Annotated in this window: 15 protein-coding genes; 10 read left to right on the top strand and 5 right to left on the bottom strand. The window is 64.1% G+C overall.

Translation table 11 applies throughout. The features are described 5' to 3' along the window. Positions 1-3: 3 nt before the first annotated feature. From H1D44_RS11720 to H1D44_RS11735, 4 genes are all read left to right on the top strand, one after another. Positions 4-663, top strand: coding sequence for a 2OG-Fe(II) oxygenase (locus tag H1D44_RS11720; protein WP_181515038.1), 660 nt, complete (start codon positions 4-6; stop codon positions 661-663). Beyond that, complete coding sequence (locus H1D44_RS11725; RefSeq protein WP_181515039.1) at positions 663-2264, top strand: PAS domain-containing sensor histidine kinase; 1602 nt, start codon at positions 663-665, stop codon at positions 2262-2264. The genes H1D44_RS11720 and H1D44_RS11725 overlap by 1 nt, the downstream gene beginning before the upstream one ends. Beyond that, positions 2261-2917, top strand: coding sequence for a response regulator (locus H1D44_RS21260; RefSeq protein ID WP_181515040.1), 657 nt, complete (start codon positions 2261-2263; stop codon positions 2915-2917). The genes H1D44_RS11725 and H1D44_RS21260 overlap by 4 nt, the downstream gene beginning before the upstream one ends. 149 nt (positions 2918-3066) lie before the next feature. Beyond that, a complete protein-coding gene (locus H1D44_RS11735) occupies positions 3067-3555 on the top strand; it encodes a FixH family protein (RefSeq protein WP_181515041.1) in 489 nt (162 codons plus the stop codon). A gap of 144 nt (positions 3556-3699) precedes the next feature. Here H1D44_RS11735 and H1D44_RS11740 read toward each other — a convergent pair whose 3' ends face one another. Both H1D44_RS11740 and H1D44_RS11745 read right to left on the bottom strand, forming a co-directional pair. Further along, the gene (locus H1D44_RS11740; protein WP_181515042.1) at positions 3700-5325 is read right to left on the bottom strand and encodes a multicopper oxidase family protein; all 1626 of its coding nucleotides are present in this window, start codon (positions 5323-5325) and stop codon (positions 3700-3702) included. A 72-nt stretch (positions 5326-5397) separates the two neighbouring features. Continuing rightward, on the bottom strand, positions 5398-6078 hold the full coding sequence (locus tag H1D44_RS11745; protein WP_181515043.1) for a hypothetical protein: 681 nt from the start codon (positions 6076-6078) through the stop codon (positions 5398-5400). A gap of 276 nt (positions 6079-6354) precedes the next feature. Here H1D44_RS11745 and H1D44_RS11750 point away from each other — a divergent pair, with 276 nt between their 5' ends. Further along, the gene (locus H1D44_RS11750) at positions 6355-7134 is read left to right on the top strand and encodes a c-type cytochrome (RefSeq protein ID WP_181515044.1); all 780 of its coding nucleotides are present in this window, start codon (positions 6355-6357) and stop codon (positions 7132-7134) included. A gap of 54 nt (positions 7135-7188) precedes the next feature. On the opposite strand, the gene H1D44_RS11755 is transcribed toward H1D44_RS11750, so the two are convergent. From H1D44_RS11755 to lgt, 3 genes are all read right to left on the bottom strand, one after another. Next, positions 7189-8175 carry a L,D-transpeptidase family protein gene (locus H1D44_RS11755; RefSeq protein ID WP_238984485.1) on the bottom strand — a complete coding sequence of 329 codons (987 nt, stop codon included), beginning with the start codon at positions 8173-8175 and terminating at the stop codon, positions 7189-7191. Between the two features lie 163 nt (positions 8176-8338). Further along, positions 8339-9802: a cardiolipin synthase gene (cls, locus tag H1D44_RS11760; protein WP_181515045.1), complete on the bottom strand. Its 1464-nt coding sequence runs from the start codon at positions 9800-9802 to the stop codon at positions 8339-8341. Next, positions 9802-10617 carry a prolipoprotein diacylglyceryl transferase gene (gene lgt / locus H1D44_RS11765; RefSeq protein WP_181515046.1) on the bottom strand — a complete coding sequence of 272 codons (816 nt, stop codon included), beginning with the start codon at positions 10615-10617 and terminating at the stop codon, positions 9802-9804. The genes cls and lgt overlap by 1 nt, the downstream gene beginning before the upstream one ends. 262 nt (positions 10618-10879) lie before the next feature. Between lgt and H1D44_RS11770 the strand changes: the two genes are divergently transcribed. The 5 genes from H1D44_RS11770 to H1D44_RS11790 all read left to right on the top strand — a co-directional run bounded on the left by H1D44_RS11770 (position 10880) and on the right by H1D44_RS11790 (position 15296). Further along, complete coding sequence (locus H1D44_RS11770) at positions 10880-11230, top strand: hypothetical protein (RefSeq protein ID WP_181515047.1); 351 nt, start codon at positions 10880-10882, stop codon at positions 11228-11230. Positions 11231-11318: 88 nt separating this feature from the next. Further along, positions 11319-11720: a hypothetical protein gene (locus H1D44_RS11775; RefSeq protein WP_181515048.1), complete on the top strand. Its 402-nt coding sequence runs from the start codon at positions 11319-11321 to the stop codon at positions 11718-11720. A 104-nt stretch (positions 11721-11824) separates the two neighbouring features. Further along, on the top strand, positions 11825-12445 hold the full coding sequence (locus H1D44_RS11780; RefSeq protein ID WP_181515049.1) for a Spy/CpxP family protein refolding chaperone: 621 nt from the start codon (positions 11825-11827) through the stop codon (positions 12443-12445). Between the two features lie 83 nt (positions 12446-12528). Then, entirely contained in the window at positions 12529-15030 is a 2502-nt protein-coding gene (locus H1D44_RS11785; RefSeq protein WP_181515050.1) for a heavy metal translocating P-type ATPase, read from the top strand. Beyond that, on the top strand, positions 15027-15296 hold the full coding sequence (locus H1D44_RS11790; protein WP_181515123.1) for a DUF2933 domain-containing protein: 270 nt from the start codon (positions 15027-15029) through the stop codon (positions 15294-15296). The genes H1D44_RS11785 and H1D44_RS11790 overlap by 4 nt, the downstream gene beginning before the upstream one ends. Position 15297: the final 1 nt, after the last annotated feature.

A 15297-nucleotide genomic window follows, 5' to 3' on the forward strand; every position in this document is an offset into this window, starting at 1 on the left:
ACCATGTCACTGCTCACCCGGCCGGTCTTCGCGACCCGCGCCCTGCCCCAACTGGTCGACGCCCTGGTCGAACAGGGCTGGTACATCGGCGAGGGCTTCCTCGACGTGGAGCTGTGCCATGACCTGCATCGGGAGCTGATGGAGATGGCCGAGCGCGACGCCCTGGCCGCCGCCGGCATCGGCCGCGGCGACGAGCACCAGCTGCGCCGCGACATCCGCGGCGACGCCATTCGCTGGCTCGACCGCGAGAGCCTGGCCCAGCGCCGCTACCTGGAAGCCATGGGCGAGCTGCAGCACGAGCTGAACCAGGCGCTGTTCCTGGGGCTGTTCGAGTACGAGGCGCACTTCGCCCACTACCCGCCCGGGGCCTTCTACAAGAAGCACCTGGACAGCTTTCGCGGACGCGCCAACCGGGTGGTCTCCACGGTGGGCTACCTCAACCCCGACTGGCCGGCGGATGGCGGCGGGGAGATGGCAATCTTCGCCGCCGACGACCCCGAGCGAGAAGTGGCCCGGGTGCGCCCCGAGGCCGGCAACTTCGCCTGCTTTCTCGCCGAAACCGTGCCCCACGAGGTACTGCCGACCCGCCTGCCGCGAGCCAGCATCGCCGGCTGGTTCCGGCGCAACGCCTCGCTGGGTGGCCGGGTGGACCCGGCGCGCTGATGGCCGGCGAACTCGAGGCGCTGCGCGCGCGGCTGGCCGAACTCGAGGCCCGCAATACCGCGCTCGAACGAGGCCAACAAGAACTCGAAGCGAGAGTCGCCGAACTCGACGAAGAGAAGCGCCACTATCGCTGGCTGGCTGAGAGCACCACCGATCTGATCTCGCGTCACGCCCGCGACGGCAGCTTCCTCTACGCCTCCCAGGCCGCCCGCGACCTGCTCGGCTACGAGCCCGAAGAGCTGATCGGCGTCTCGGCCTACGACCTGTTCCACCCTGCCGACCTCGCCGACCTGCTCAACAAGTCGCCGCGGGTCTACTACCACGACGGTTTCTATCAGCAGACCTACCGCTTCCGCGCCAAGGACGGACACTACGTCTGGTTCGAGACCACCAGCCGCACCCGCCGCGACCCGACCACCGGCGAGCTGATCGACGTACTCTGCGTCTCCCGCGACGTGGGCCGGCGCATTCGCGCCGAGGCCAATCGCGAGCGCCTGGCCCGGGTGGTGGAGTCGACCACCGACTACGTGCTGTTCTGCGACGGCGACGAACGATTGTTCTACTCCAACGAGGCGGCGCGACGCCTGCTGGGTTTGCCGCGCGAAGGGCTCGATGCCCGGCTCGAACGGGCCTATACCCCAGCATCGCTTGCCATCCTGCGTGAGATCGTGCTGCCCGCCGTGGCTCGCTACGGCTCCTGGAGCGGCGAGCTGGAGATGCCGGGGCCCAAGGGACCAGTGCCGGTACTCAGCGTGGTGCTGGCCCACCGTGGCCCCGGCGCCGAGCCCGACCACCTCTCGCTGCTCAATCGCGACATCGGTCTGCGCAAGGCCGCCGAGGCCCAGGCGCGACGCCATCAGGAGCAGATCGCCCATGCCAACCGCCTGGCCACCACCGGCGAGCTCGCCTCCAACATCGCCCATGAGCTGAATCAGCCGCTGGGGGCCATCGCCAATTACGTCAGCGGCGCGCTGCTGCAGCTGCGTGCCGATCCGAATCGCCCAGCCAGCGACCTCGCCCTGCCCCTCGAGCGAATCGATGCCCAGGTACAGCGACTGGCACAGCGGCTGCGCCACATTCGCACCTTCGTACGCAAGGGGCAGACCCGCCCGCGCCCGGTCGCGCTGTTCGAGGTGGTGGACGCTGCCTGCCGGCTGTGCGAGTGGCAGTATCAGCAGGCGGGCGTGAGCCTGAACCATGCCCTGCCGGAGACGCTGCCCCGCGTGATGGCCGACCCCATCGCCCTGGAGCAGGTGCTGGTCAACCTGCTGCTCAACGCGCTGGAAGCGAGCCGTGAACGGCCTGCTGCCGTGCGGGTCGAGATCCGCGCACGGCGCAGCGGTCAGCGCGAGGTGACCTTCAGCGTCAGCGACCAGGGGCCTGGTATCGCCCCCGACCAGGCCCAGGGGATCTTCACCCCGTTTCACTCCAGCCGCCCTGAAGGGCTCGGCATGGGCCTTGCCATCAGCCGTTCGCTGATGGAAGCCATGGGTGGCAGCCTGGACCTCACCGACGGTTCCGAGGGCGCCACCTTTACCGGTACACTGCTGGCCGAAGCGAACCCCATTCACCGCAGCAAGCCGCCCCGGAGACAGTCGTGACCCAGCCCAGCGCCGCCCCCTGTATCGCCGTGGTCGACGACGACGAGGCGCTGCGCGACTCGCTGGCCTGGCTGCTCGACTCCGTGGGCCTGGCCACACTTTCCTTCGCTGACGGCGAGGCATTTCTCGCCGCCGACCCCGACAGTTTCGATGCGGTGCTGCTCGACGTGCGCATGCCCGGACTCTCCGGCCTGCAGGTACAGCAGCGCCTCAACGAGCGCGGCGACACTGCGCCGGTAATCTTCATGACCGGCCACGGCGACGTGCCCATGGCGGTGGCCGCGCTCAAGTCCGGCGCCTTCGACTTCATCGAGAAACCCTTCAACCAGCAGCAGTTGATCGATGCCGTACAGCAGGCGCTCGCCGAGCACCAGCGGCTGCGCTCGCTGCGTCTACGCGTCGAAGACCTGCGAACCCGTTATGACGCCCTGCGCCCCAAGGAGCGCGAGATTCTGGTACTCGTGGCGAAGGGCTTCACCAGTCGTGAAATTGCCGAACATCTCGCCGTCAGCGCCAAGACGGTGGAAGTCTATCGCCTGAGGGGCATGAAGGCGCTGGGTGCCTCCAACCTGGCTGGACTGGTGCGCATCTGCGTGGCGCTGGGGCTCGTTGATGCACTGCCTGATACTGGCAGCCTGGCTCCAGAGGAGTAGCCCGGCACTACTGTCAGGCCGGCGACGCTGATGACGGTAGCAGCAAGGTAAGTGCATTGGCGTAAATGTGCCTGACTTGGGTCATCACCACCGCATGCCGCTTCCTGCTACTCTCCGACAGGCATAGTGCACAAGAGAGGAATGACGCGATGGCCCCCAGCTCCAGCACACCCGATCACTCAACCCGCTCTGCCCGTCTCGTCGCGCTGGCCTTGGGCATTCCCTTCCTCCTGATCCTGGCTGTACTCATGGCTATGCCGTTCATGGCGGGGGACGAAACAACGCTTCAGGCCGACGGCCCGGTGCCCACCCAGGCAGGAGCGGAGCTCGGCGGAGTTCGCTTCTCAGGTACCGTGCACCAGTGGAGCGTGGCTGGCAGCGTCATGATCGATGACCAGCGTGAAGCGCAGCTGATCTTCCAACTGCGAGGGCCTGACGGAAGTCCGCCGCGTCAGGCGATGCGCGTGCCGATCACTTTCTCCATGCCTGGCCATGACATGTCACTCAGCGTAACAGCTGAACAGACGGGCCATGACCGCTTTACCGCGACGGCACCGTTGCCCATGTCCGGCAGCTGGCAGATGCACATGACATTCTCGGACGTGACCGGGGTGCTACCGTTCGATGTCAGGGGGTGAGGGCCACATTGGCTAATGCTCTGCATCAATGTTGATGCAACACAACACGCACATGCTTGGTGAGTCGCTCACCGGATCAGTCACTCTTGCATTGGATAAGACCAGGGCCGTGAACGGCCCCGGCACCGGAGTCCGTGGACAGCGTCAACTCACGCGGATCGTCGCCATCATGCCAAGCTCCTCGTGCTCGATGATGTGGCAGTGGAATAGCCAGTCACCTGGTTCACGGAACACCATGCGCAGCTTGAGTCGCTGGTAGGGGGCCAGGTTGACCGTGTCCTTCCATGCCAGCCAGGGCGCCTGCTGCCATTCGCCTTCGGCATCGCGGGTGGCGATCACCTGGAAGTGAGTTCCGTGCACGTGGAAGGGGTGATCCATGTGGGAGTTGTTGAAGACCTCCCACTCTTCCACCTCGCCGACCTTGCCTTCGAACAGAATCTCGTCCATGGCGAAGGCGCGGCCGTTGATCAGGAAGTCCACCTCAGGGGGAGCGGCCGGCTCATCCATCGCATGGTCTACCCCAGCCCCGGGGCCATGGGTGCCATGATGGCTGCCGCTGCTGCCTCCGCCGTGAGCGGCGTGTGGGTCGTCGTGGCCGGCGTGCGGATCGCCGTGGCCGCCACCATGATCATCATGCCCCGGCATCACCTCGGTCAGTTCCACCTGGCGGCGTACCGCCGGCTCGCCCAGCGGCTCGACGCGGCCGAGCCGCTCGGGTAGCGCAACGGCGGGCTTGACCCCTGCGTTGAGAGTTTGAATCGCCAGTAGTGGGGCCACCTGCTCCAGGTGAGGCGGCTTGTCGCCCATCCAGCCGCGCTCGTAGGGATGGCTGGCCAGCAGGAAGCGCTCCTCTGCCTGCTCGCTAATCCGCACCAGCAGGTCGGCGCGCTCGCCCGGAGTCAGCAGCAGCTCTTCCAGCGGCTGCGGACGCTCGATCAGCCCACCGTCGGTGCCGATCAGGGTCAGCTCATGCTCGTCCAGGCGCAGACGCAGGTAGCGCCCGGCACAGGCATTGATCAAGCGCAGGCGCAGCGTAGTGCCCGGTGCCACGTCCAGGTGCGGCTCATGCTGGCCATTGACCAGCAGCAGTTCGCCCTCGCGCCCGTTCATCCAATCCTCGGCGGTGTGCGGCGCCACTTCACCGTTGGCCCGCAGTCGCAGATCACTGACCACCAGCAGATGCTCCTCGATCTCGTCAGGCAGCACATCCACGGTGGGGCGTACCAGCAGCGCCCCCGCCAGCCCATGGGCTACCTGCCAGGCAGTCCCCTCGTGAGGATGGGGATGGAACCAGTGGAGCCCCGCACTCCCTGGGGGGAAGGTGTAGCGATACTGGCGCGTTTCGCCCGGCGCAACTGCATCCCAGGGCGCACCATCGTGAGCCTGCGGCACGGGCACGCCGTGCCAGTGCAAGGTGGTTTCCTGCTCCAGCTCGTTGATCAGGGTGACATCCAGCTCATCGCCTTCCCGCACCTCGATCAGCGGTGCCACCTTGCCGTTGTATAGCCACAGCCTGGCCTCGAGCTCCTCACTGAGGGAGATGCTGTGAGGGCCTGGCGTGAGCGCGCTGCGAAAGCGTGCGACAGAGTCGCTCAAATTGACGATACGGGGTAGCGGTTGCAGCGGCTGGCCGCCCGGCGGCAAGGCGGCAAGGCTGGCGGGCGATGCCCCATGGGGATGCTGGCGAGATAGCGCATAGGCCATGGTACCGGCCGTGGAGATCAGCAGGGCACCCAGCGCTGAGTAGCCCAGGAATTCGCGACGCTTCATTGAATTGTCCTCGTAGCATGAAAGCTCTCACCGTGGATCGATTGTCCACGGCGCCATCAGGGGGGTAGAGATTCAGGTACGAGGAGGGCGTTCGAAAGGATCGGGAGGACCTGAAAGACTGCCCACGCCAGGACCGCGTAGAGCAGATGCAGCTACTACAGGACTCCCTACCACGGGCGCCATTGTGGTGCCGCACTGGGCGCATGGCAGGCAGCAGGGAGGCGCCTCACTGGAAGTCGATTCATCCCCATCGGCCACGGCCCAGGCCATCGAGACCTCCTCATCGACCAGGCTCTGCAGGCAGGAGAGATCGCCATGATGCCCTACCGCCGCCACGGGCGGTGCGATGCCCAGCAACAGAGCTAGCAGCAGGCTTGGTAGCCAGTGACAGGAGAATCGGCGCATGAATTCAGGTTGAGGAGTGAGCCAATGACAAAGGGAGTATTTCATGCCAGAGAGAAGCTGGGCAACCTCGGTGCTGCACATACCTTGCTGAATGTTATGGGTTCGCGCCTGACCGAGATCAGTAATTGGTGACTTTTCGCTTACTGAGATCTGGCAGCGCTTGCCCGACTCCCAGCTTCTGATGATGATGAGCAGGTAGCGCTCCCTTGGATATCGCCGCTCATGCGAAGAACGTTGCTCATCATGGTCAGCCTGTTCCTGGTCCTGTCGTTGTCGGCAGGATCGACGGTGCTTGCCGACCCAGATGCTGTTCTCGAGGCTCCCCATGCCCAGCACGATGGCGCTCAAGACGATCCCCCCGCCTGCGGCCAGGCGGCCCACACGGGCCAGGACGAATGCAGCAAGAAGAGCTGCCTTAGTGGCAGCCACTGCATAAGCGGCGCCATGCCGCTGGCTGCCACCATCGACCTTTCGGCTGTCTCGAAAGCGCCGAAATCCCCTGCCGAGAACCGCCCTGCGGCACCCTGCACCCTCGATGAACGACCTCCAAGAGTCATCTGATTATTGCCAGCGAAGCGGCGCCATGGCGCCGAGACCACCGTTTGCCGTAGTCAGGAGCTCACCATGTCCAAGATATTCACTCCGCGCCCCTTCCAAGCGGAAAACCCCGCCGTATTGAACTCGACCCGCCACAGCGCACTGCTCGTCGCGCTCCTGGTCAGCGCCGCCATGTCGGTCACGTCTCACTCCAGCCTCGCCGATGACCGTGGCCATGGCGACCATGCCCACGGTCATACGGACCACAGCCACACCCATGACAATGAAGAGGACCACGCCGGCCACGACCATGGCGGCGAGGATGACCACGCGGCCCACGACCATGCGGCCCATGATCATGGCGGCCAGGACGACCATGCGGCCCATGACCATGGCGGCGAGGACGAGCATGCGGCCCATGACCATGGCGGCCAGGACGACCATGCGGCCCATGACCATGGCGGCGAGGATGACCATGCGGCCCACGATCATGACCATGACCGGGGAATTCCCGAAGATTGGCTGACGCGCGAGAACCCCCTACCCCTCACCGATGAAGTTCTAGCCAGCGGCCAGCAGATCTATCGACAGTACTGCTCAGCCTGCCATGGCCCCTCTGGCCAGGGCGATGGCCTGGCGCCTGCCACCCGCGACTTCGACCCCAGCCCCACCGATCTGGCGCTGCACGGTCCGGCCCACGCTGCCGGCGAATACGCCTGGATCATCGGTGAAGGTAATCCAGCAAGCGCCATGCCGAGCTTCGGCTCCAAGCTGGACGAAGAGCAGGTCTGGTCGGTGATTCACTACATTCGACACGGCATGAGCATAAAATCAGATACCGAGGGCGACCCTTCCCACCAGCACTGACGCAAACGGGCGCCCGACTGGGCGCCCGATTCTCTGCCGACTTTAGAGCCGATACTAGACGGCCAGCTCCCTCCAGAGCAGCTCCTGCTCCTCTTCCACCGCCTCCTCGGGCTCGGGCTCCGGGGCCGGAGTCAACGCCACCACTTCGCCACTCGGATTTTCGAGCAGTTCCCGCAACATCTCATAGTTGAGCGGCGTTGCCGACTCCTCGTCGTTGCGCTGAAGCATGGCTAGCGTTTCCATCAGTGAGGCCATACCGGCCTCCTGCTCACCCAGCGCCTCGTAGACCTGTACATACGGAGTATCGCCGTCCCAGCCTGCCTTGATCGGCTGGTTGATGATGTTCACCTGCATGCCGACCGGCACGCGGTCGAAGATCGACTCGATGTCCTCGGGGAACATACGGATGCAGCCACGGCTGGCACGCATGCCGATGCCGTCGGGCTGGTTGGTGCCGTGGATGAGATAGCCGGAGATATCGAGCAGGATGGCATGGCTGCCCAAGGGATTGTCCGGCCCGGGCGGCACCACGGCGGGTGCAGTCTCGCCTCGTTCCGCCGCTTCCTCACGTACGGAGCGCGGTGGATACCAGGCCGGATCCTTGAGCCGCATGGTGGTCTTGGTCTTGCCCAACGGGGTATCGAAGCCTTCACGGCCGATACCGATCGGATAGGTCTCCACTCGCGGCGTCTCGCCCTCTTCTACCGGCGGGTAGTAGTAGAGCCTGAGTTCAGCCACATTGATGACGATACCTTCCCTGGCTACCGGCGGCAGGATGAAGCGGCCGGGGATGACTACTTCGGTGCCCTCCCCGGGCAGCCAAACGCTGACGTCGGGATTGGCACGGCGGATCTCCTCGTACCCGACATTGTGTTCGCGTGCGATGTCGAGCAGGGTCTGCTCGTCCTTCGCGGTCACAACGAAATCCTCACCGATCACATCGCCCTGCTCGGGCAACGGATAATGCCCTTTCGGCCACTCCGCTTCGCTCTCTTCCTGCTCCTGGGGGTCTTCCTCGGCCCATGCCGGCCCCGCCATCATGGCGATGCACAGCAGCCCCATGACCAGCGCCAGCCATGCCGAGCGAAAGAACGCCTGGCCCTGTAGCCAATCGGTGGCGTGATATTTCATAGCGTTTGCCTCTTCCCTTTTTCCACCTAGCGGGTGGATTCCAAATCAGAAAAGTCGTTCCCGGCCCCGGGTACTAGAGTACCGGAGCAAGAAGATAGGCGCCCCTTCCGGCCACCCGGTGCCAAAGCGGTCGATCATCGATGTCATCACGGACCATCTGACGTGACCTGGCAAAATCCTGCAAAAACATCCTCTCGACGTCAGAGGCGAAATCGCGGTCCACCACCAGCGCCGTCACCTCGAAGTTGAGGCGGAAAGAACGGTTATCGAGATTGACCGTTCCCACGGCAGCACCGATGTCATCGACCAGAAACGCCTTGCCGTGAAGAAAACCTTCCTGGTAGCGATGGATCTCCACCCCCGCATCGATCAGCGGCCCGAGAAAGGCGTAGGCCGCGAAAAATGTCAGTAGATTATCAGGTCGCTCGGGAATGAGAATCCTGACATCGATCCCATTCAGTGCCGCCAGCTTGAGCTTCGACTGCACCGCTTCATCAGGCACGAAGTAGGGACTCGAGATCCAGATCCGCTCCTGCGATGCGCTGATCGCCTGTTGAATCATCAGGCTGGCGGTTTCGAACCGATCTGCCGGACCGGATGGCAGGATCAGCGCGGGCACCCCGTTCTCGCCAGGTTCGGTCGGCTCCCATGGCAAGTCGAGAATCCCCTCGGTGGCCCAGTGCCAATCCTCGATGAAGACCAGTTGGAGTGCCAGCGCCGCCGGCCCCTCCAGCTTGAGATGCGTGTCGCGCCAAGGGCCCAGTTCCTCGTGGCCATGAAGATACTCATCGCCGATGTTGAAGCCACCGACCCAGGCCTTTGCTCCATCAGCTACCACTATCTTGCGGTGGTTGCGAAAATTGAGCTGGAAACGGTTGCCTGGCCCGCGAGTGGAATGGAACCGATGCACGTTCACGCCGCCCTCACGCAGTTCCCTGAGAAAGGACCTGGGCAACTTGTAGCTGCCGATCTCATCATAGAGGAAGTAGACCTCGACACCCGCTTTGGCTCGATCGATCAGGCGCCGCTTGAACTCCCGCCCCAGATCATCGTTACGCACGATATAGAACTGAACCAGCAGGTAGCGCTCGGCGGAATCGATACCGGCGAACAGGCTGTCGAAGGTAGCGTCCCCATCTACCAGCAGCTCGGCCCGGTTGTGTCCCAGGTAGGGCAGCTTGGCCAGCTGCTCCACACCCGCCAGTTGGCGATCGCCGCTGGACCACTCCACACGATGCACCCTGAGCTCGTCGAGCTTGTCCGCCAGTGCACGGGTCAGCTCTGAGTCCTCGTCACGCCGGGAAAGCACGTAGCCTTCGAACTTGTTGCGCCCGAATATCCAGTAGGTCGGTACTGCCACGTAGGGGATGGTATTGAGCGAGACGATCCAGGCTATCGCCCCCTGGGACGTGCGGCTGGACATCAGAGCCTCTACCGAGGACACCAGCCCCACCGCATGTGCCACCAGCATGAAAACGGCGAGCTTGCCCCAGGAGCGCCGCTCCCGGGGCTGCTTGCGCGACAGCCAGCCGACCATCAACCGGCCTCTGGCGCCGACGCGGTCGATGAGGCAGGTGCATCCCGCCCTTGACGTCGCGACCAGAGAATCAACCCGATCCCGGCCACGATCATCGGTAGCGTCAGCAGCATACCCATGGTCACCCAGCCGAAGGCGATGAAGCCGATATGCTCGTCAGGCAGGCGCACGAACTCTACCGCAAAGCGGAAGACACCGTAGAGCAGCAGAAACAGGCCAGAGACGAGCCCACGACGCCGGGGACGGCTCGAAATCCACCACAGCACCACGAAAAGCACCACACCCTCGAGAGCCAATTCATAGAGTGCTGAAGGGTGGCGGGGTTCAGGCCCCATGTGCGGGAACGGCATGGCCCAGGGCAGATCGCTGACACGCCCCGGCAGCTCGTGATTGATGAAATTGCCGATACGTCCGGCGCCGAGGCCGATAGGCACCAACGGCGCAATGAAGTCGGTCAACTGGAAGAAGGCGAGCCTTTTCTTGCGCGCAAACAGCAGCGCCGCCAGCAGCACGCCAATCAGGCCACCATGGAAGCTCATCCCCCCATCCCAGAGCCGGAAGGCCCAGAGTGGGTTGGCCAGGAACTGTTCCATGCCATAGAACAGCACATAGCCAAGACGCCCGCCGGCTACCACGCCGATCGCGGCATAGAAAAGCAGATCGCCTATATCGTCATGCGTGAGCCCCAGGCGATGGGCACGGTAACGCCCCAGCAACCAGGCGGCAACGAAGCCCACCACGTACATCAAGCCGTACCAATGGATCTGCAGCGGGCCGATGGCAATGGCCACCGGGTCGATGTCGGGATAGTTCATCTCGAATTGTGCTCCTTGCAGGCGCATGGCAGAAATCATTGCCCCTGCGGAAAATCAGGTGGGAATGTCGCTGAAACTCGACACTCCGATCCAATGCCGTGCACAGCGACAACGCTGGTCGGCAGACATCATGAGAGAGGTGAAGGCGCTATCCCCGCGGAGGGCGCTCCGGTCGATCACGAGGTGCGTGAAGAAGAGCCATGTCGACAGGCCGGTGAGGCTCGAGCGAGCGAGGAGCCAATGAGGGAAACGCGAGGTTGGCATGAGAACAGACTGGACTCGCAACCGTACAGGCAGCTCGCTCTCCCCCCTGCACTTGGCCATTGTCGTTCTCTACGACAACAGCTGTGCCCAACGCAGCAAAGGTGCCTGCCTGGCAGTCCTCATCACCGTGATTCCAGGCGCTCATGGCAACCTGCGGCAGCGCGAGCAGGATGCCGAAGAGGAGACAGAGCAACCAGGAGAGAGGACGAGAACGCATCGAAATGAATCAACCGAGTGTATGTCAGGGTCGTGCCTAGTCTTCCACGGTCTCAAGCAAGCCGCAAGCACCCGCTTCATCGCCAATAAAAAAATCATAAAAACAACAACCTATGTGCAGCACCCAGGTTGAAAAAAGGAGGTGCGATTGATACAAGTCAAAGGGATTCGAAGCGGTTTCGACTAATCTGATATTGCCTATCACGTCGGAGCGCTACGCCATGACGCAGCGATCATCCACTGTCACGCAGCACCGTATCACTCGCATCGGGTGGTGCCGCAGCTGGCTTTTCAGCCTGCTGCTGCTGTCGATGGCTGTGGTGTTCGGCGTTCAGGCCACGGCGCATCCAGAGCCGGCATCCCCCCACTTCGCCGTGGCTGAAGAACTTGCGCAAACAAACCCGCCAGTCCCTGCGCCTCACTGCGAGCACGGCCACGGCCGGGAACACGGTGCAGAAATACTTCTGCGCGGTGAACGCCTGGATGCCGATGGCACCGCCACGCATCGGCCTGACCCGGCAGTGGCGCCACCGCCGGTCGCCACCGACATCGGCATGCCCAGTGCCGCACCCACCTTTGCTCGCCCACCGCTCTATCTATTGACGCAGCGCCTGCGTCCCTGACTCCCCCCATAGCATTCTTTCTTGCGGCAATTCCCGGTGACGTCCACCTGACGTTCGCCAACCTCGGCAGCACACCCGAGCGATCACGCTCATAGGAGTACGACATGAAACTGCGCAAGCTTGCAATTGCCACGGGCCTCGCCGTGGCTATCGGTAGCACCGCCTCCAGCCTGGCCTTCGCCCAGGAAATGGGGCAAGGCGGCGGCATGGGTCCCGGCATGATGGGCGGTGGCATGGGCCCAGGCATGATGGGCGGCGGCATGGGCCCCGGCATGATGGGCGGTGGCATGGGCCCCGGCATGATGGGCGGCGGTATGGGCCCCGGCATGATGGGCGGCAGTATGGGCCCCGGCATGATGGGCGGCGGCATGATGCCGTGCCCGATGATGGAGAGCGGAAAAGGCATGATGCTGATGCTCGAACCCGAGCAGCGCATCGAGATGCGCGAACTGATGCGCGACCACCGCCCCGCCCAATTCGAGCGCATGGGACAGCTGATGAACCTGCGCGACGACCTGATGGAAGCCATGCACTCAGAACGCCCCGACCCCGACGAAGTCCAGGCCATCCATGCCCAGATGGCGGAGCTGCACGGCGAGATGATGGCGGAAATGGTGCGCATGCGTAACGCCATGCACGACCTCATGACCGATGAACAGCGCCAGCAGTTGCAGCAGGCCGCCCCTGAAACCGATGCCGAGGACGACCACGCTGCCCACCACTGACCGCGAAGGCGGCTGAGCCAGCAACGGAGCGGAAAGCCAGCGATGGCTTTCCGCTGCCTCCAACGGGATAGGCACTGACCGATATGAGCCAGAAACAGATCACCCTGACAGTACCCGGCATGGGCAGCGATCACTGTGCCGGCATCGTACGCGAGACGCTCGAGCGACTCGATGGCGTGAGCGAGATACAGACCAACATTGCCAGTCATCGTGTTCGCGTCAATGTCGACGAAGATAGCGGGCCCGATGGGGAATCGCTCAAGCAGGCCATCGAAGGGGCAGGCTACGACGTCAAAGCCGTCCGCGGCGGCGCCCGTCAGCGCAGGATTCGGCTTAACGTTCCCGGCATGGGCTCGGACCACTGTGCCGGCATCGTGCGCAAGACCATCGAGCGCCTGGAAGGCGTCGAAGCGGTCCAGACCAATGTCGCCAGCCACCGGGTCACGGTCACGCTGGGCAGCAAAGGTCCCGATGGCGAGACCCTCAAGCAGGCCGTCGAGGGCGCCGGCTATGACGTCAAGAGCGTGCAGGACGAGAGTGACGCGGGCGAGGATGATGACAGCCAGATCGAGCAGGATTATCTCAGGGAAGCGCGCAAGCGGCTGATCATCGCCGCAGTGCCCACCACCCTGATCATGATCCTGATGATGCCGCACATGTTCTGGCAGCCGATTCCCGGCTACCTGGCCATCGTCGCCGTGCTCGCCTTTCCGGTGGTATTCCTCTTTGGCGGTGCCGCGACCCACAGGGCGTCCTGGCGTTCGCTGAAGAACGGCACCTTCAACATGGACGTGCTGATCTCCATGGGCAGCCTGCCCCCATATCTGCTCGGGCTGCTCGGCTTCTTCTTCCCCATGACCTCGTTCATCGAGATGGCGGCCACCATCATGACCTTCCATCTCCTGGGGCGCTATCTTGAAGCAATGGCCAAAGGCCGTGCCTCCGAAGCGATTCGCCGCCTCATCGACATGAGCGCCAAGACCGCCCGGGTCGACCGCGACGGTAAAGAGGTCGAGGTGCCGGTAAAGGAGCTGGAAGCCGGCGATATCATGATCGTGCGGCCCGGCGAAAAGATTCCCACCGATGGCAAGGTGGTGGAGGGCGAGAGCCATCTCGACGAATCCCTCGCCACCGGTGAATCGATCCCGGTCTACAAGAGCCTGGGCGACAGCGTGATCGGCGCCACCATCAACAAGGAGGGGCGGCTACGTGTCGAGGCTACTCGCGTGGGCGGCGATACCTTCCTGTCCCAGGTGGTCAAACTGATCGACGAGGCTCAGGGCTCGCGAGTACCGATCCAGGAGTTTGCCGACCGCATGACCGGCCGCTTCGTGCCGGCAGTGCTGGTGATCGCCCTGGCCAGCCTGCTGGCCTGGCTGCTGGCCGGCGATGCGCTGCGCCCGATCCTCGAATGGGGCGCCAACTTCCTGCCCTGGGTCGACCCCACGGCCGCCACCCCGATCCTGGCCATCCTTGCCGCCATCGCCGTGCTGGTCATCGCCTGCCCCTGCGCCCTGGGCCTGGCCACCCCCACGGCGCTGATGGTCGGCTCCGGCATCGGCGCCGAACGCGGCATTCTGATCCGCTCCGGCGAGGCGATCCAGACCTTCAAGGACATCAAGGTGATCGTGCTCGACAAGACCGGCACCATCACCCGCGGCGAGCCGAAGCTCACCGATGCGGTGCCTGCCGAAGGGGTAGAGGAAAAGCGGCTACTGACCTTGGCCGCCAGCGTCGAGGATGCCTCCGAGCATCCCATTGCCCGGGCCATCGTCGAGGGCACCAGGGAGCGCGAAGTCACGCTCGAACGGGTGAGCGACTTCAAGTCCACCGGGGCCCGGGGCGTATCGGGCAAGGTGGGTGACGAAACGGTGCTGATCGGCAACCGAAAGCTACTGGAAGAAGAGGGTGTCAGCGGCCTGGATGCCCTGGAAGAGACCAAGCAGGGGCTCGAGGAAAAGGGCCGCACCGTGGTCATCGTCGCCGCCAATGGCAAGGCCCTGGGGCTCGTCGCCGTGGCCGATACGCTCAAGGAAGAGTCCAAGGAGGCCATTCGCGGCATGCACGAGCTCGGCCTGCATGTGGTGATGATAACCGGCGACAACGAGCGCGCCGCCCGGGCCGTGGCTGAGGAAGTGGGCATCGACGAGGTTCAGGCCGAGGTGCTTCCCGACGGCAAGGTGGATGCCATCAAGGCGCTGCAAGAGAAGCACGGCAACCATGTCGCCATGGTGGGCGACGGGATCAACGACGCTGCCGCCCTCAAGCAGGCCAACGTGGGTATCGCCATCGGCGCCGGTGCCGACGTGGCCATCGAGGCCGCCGACGTGACCCTGGTGCGGGGCGAGCTCACCGGCGTGGTGGATGCCATGCACCTTTCCAAAGCCACCTTCGGCAAGATCGTGCAGAACCTGATCTGGGCCAGTGGCTACAACGTGGCCGCCATTCCCATTGCCGCCGCCGGCCTGCTGCACCCCATGATCGGGGTGATCGCCATGACCGCCAGTTCGCTGTCGGTGATCGGCAACTCGCTGCTGCTCAAGCGGCGCTACGCCCGTACCCAAGCCAAAGGAGACGCCTCATGACCCGCTCCAACCCCAGGCCACAGGCCGACCCCGCAGCACACCGCCACGAAACACCCGACCAGCCCCGGGGCGAACGTTCGAGCAGGCTGCATGGCGGGATGATGACGCTCTGCCTGGTGATGATGGGGGCTGCCATGCTGTTCGTGCTGTGGCGCGGCCAGACCGGCAGCAGCCTGCTGTTGCTGCTCCCCATGCTGCTGTGCCTGGGCATGCACTTCTTTTTGCACCGCCACGGACATGACCATCGCGATGAAGGAGAGCGGTGAA

The sequence above is a fragment of the Billgrantia kenyensis genome, assembly GCF_013697085.1.
GTDB lineage: Bacteria > Pseudomonadota > Gammaproteobacteria > Pseudomonadales > Halomonadaceae > Halomonas > Halomonas kenyensis.

Bases quoted from the DNA above. Each gene is read 5' to 3' on its own strand.
- H1D44_RS11735 (WP_181515041.1), top strand. From the start codon at position 3,067: ATGGCCCCCAGCTCCAGCACACCCGATCACTCAACCCGCTCTGCCCGT.
- H1D44_RS11750 (WP_181515044.1), top strand. From the start codon at position 6,355: ATGTCCAAGATATTCACTCCGCGCCCCTTCCAAGCGGAAAACCCCGCC.
- cls (WP_181515045.1), bottom strand. From the start codon at position 9,802: ATGGTCGGCTGGCTGTCGCGCAAGCAGCCCCGGGAGCGGCGCTCCTGG.
- H1D44_RS11740 (WP_181515042.1), bottom strand. From the start codon at position 5,325: ATGAAGCGTCGCGAATTCCTGGGCTACTCAGCGCTGGGTGCCCTGCTG.
- H1D44_RS11755 (WP_238984485.1), bottom strand. From the start codon at position 8,175: ATGATGGCGGGGCCGGCATGGGCCGAGGAAGACCCCCAGGAGCAGGAA.
- H1D44_RS11775 (WP_181515048.1), top strand. From the start codon at position 11,319: ATGACGCAGCGATCATCCACTGTCACGCAGCACCGTATCACTCGCATC.
- H1D44_RS11785 (WP_181515050.1), top strand. From the start codon at position 12,529: ATGAGCCAGAAACAGATCACCCTGACAGTACCCGGCATGGGCAGCGAT.
- lgt (WP_181515046.1), bottom strand. From the start codon at position 10,617: ATGAACTATCCCGACATCGACCCGGTGGCCATTGCCATCGGCCCGCTG.
- H1D44_RS11725 (WP_181515039.1), top strand. From the start codon at position 663: ATGGCCGGCGAACTCGAGGCGCTGCGCGCGCGGCTGGCCGAACTCGAG.
- H1D44_RS11790 (WP_181515123.1), top strand. From the start codon at position 15,027: ATGACCCGCTCCAACCCCAGGCCACAGGCCGACCCCGCAGCACACCGC.
- H1D44_RS11770 (WP_181515047.1), top strand. From the start codon at position 10,880: ATGAGAACAGACTGGACTCGCAACCGTACAGGCAGCTCGCTCTCCCCC.
- H1D44_RS11780 (WP_181515049.1), top strand. From the start codon at position 11,825: ATGAAACTGCGCAAGCTTGCAATTGCCACGGGCCTCGCCGTGGCTATC.
- H1D44_RS11720 (WP_181515038.1), top strand. From the start codon at position 4: ATGTCACTGCTCACCCGGCCGGTCTTCGCGACCCGCGCCCTGCCCCAA.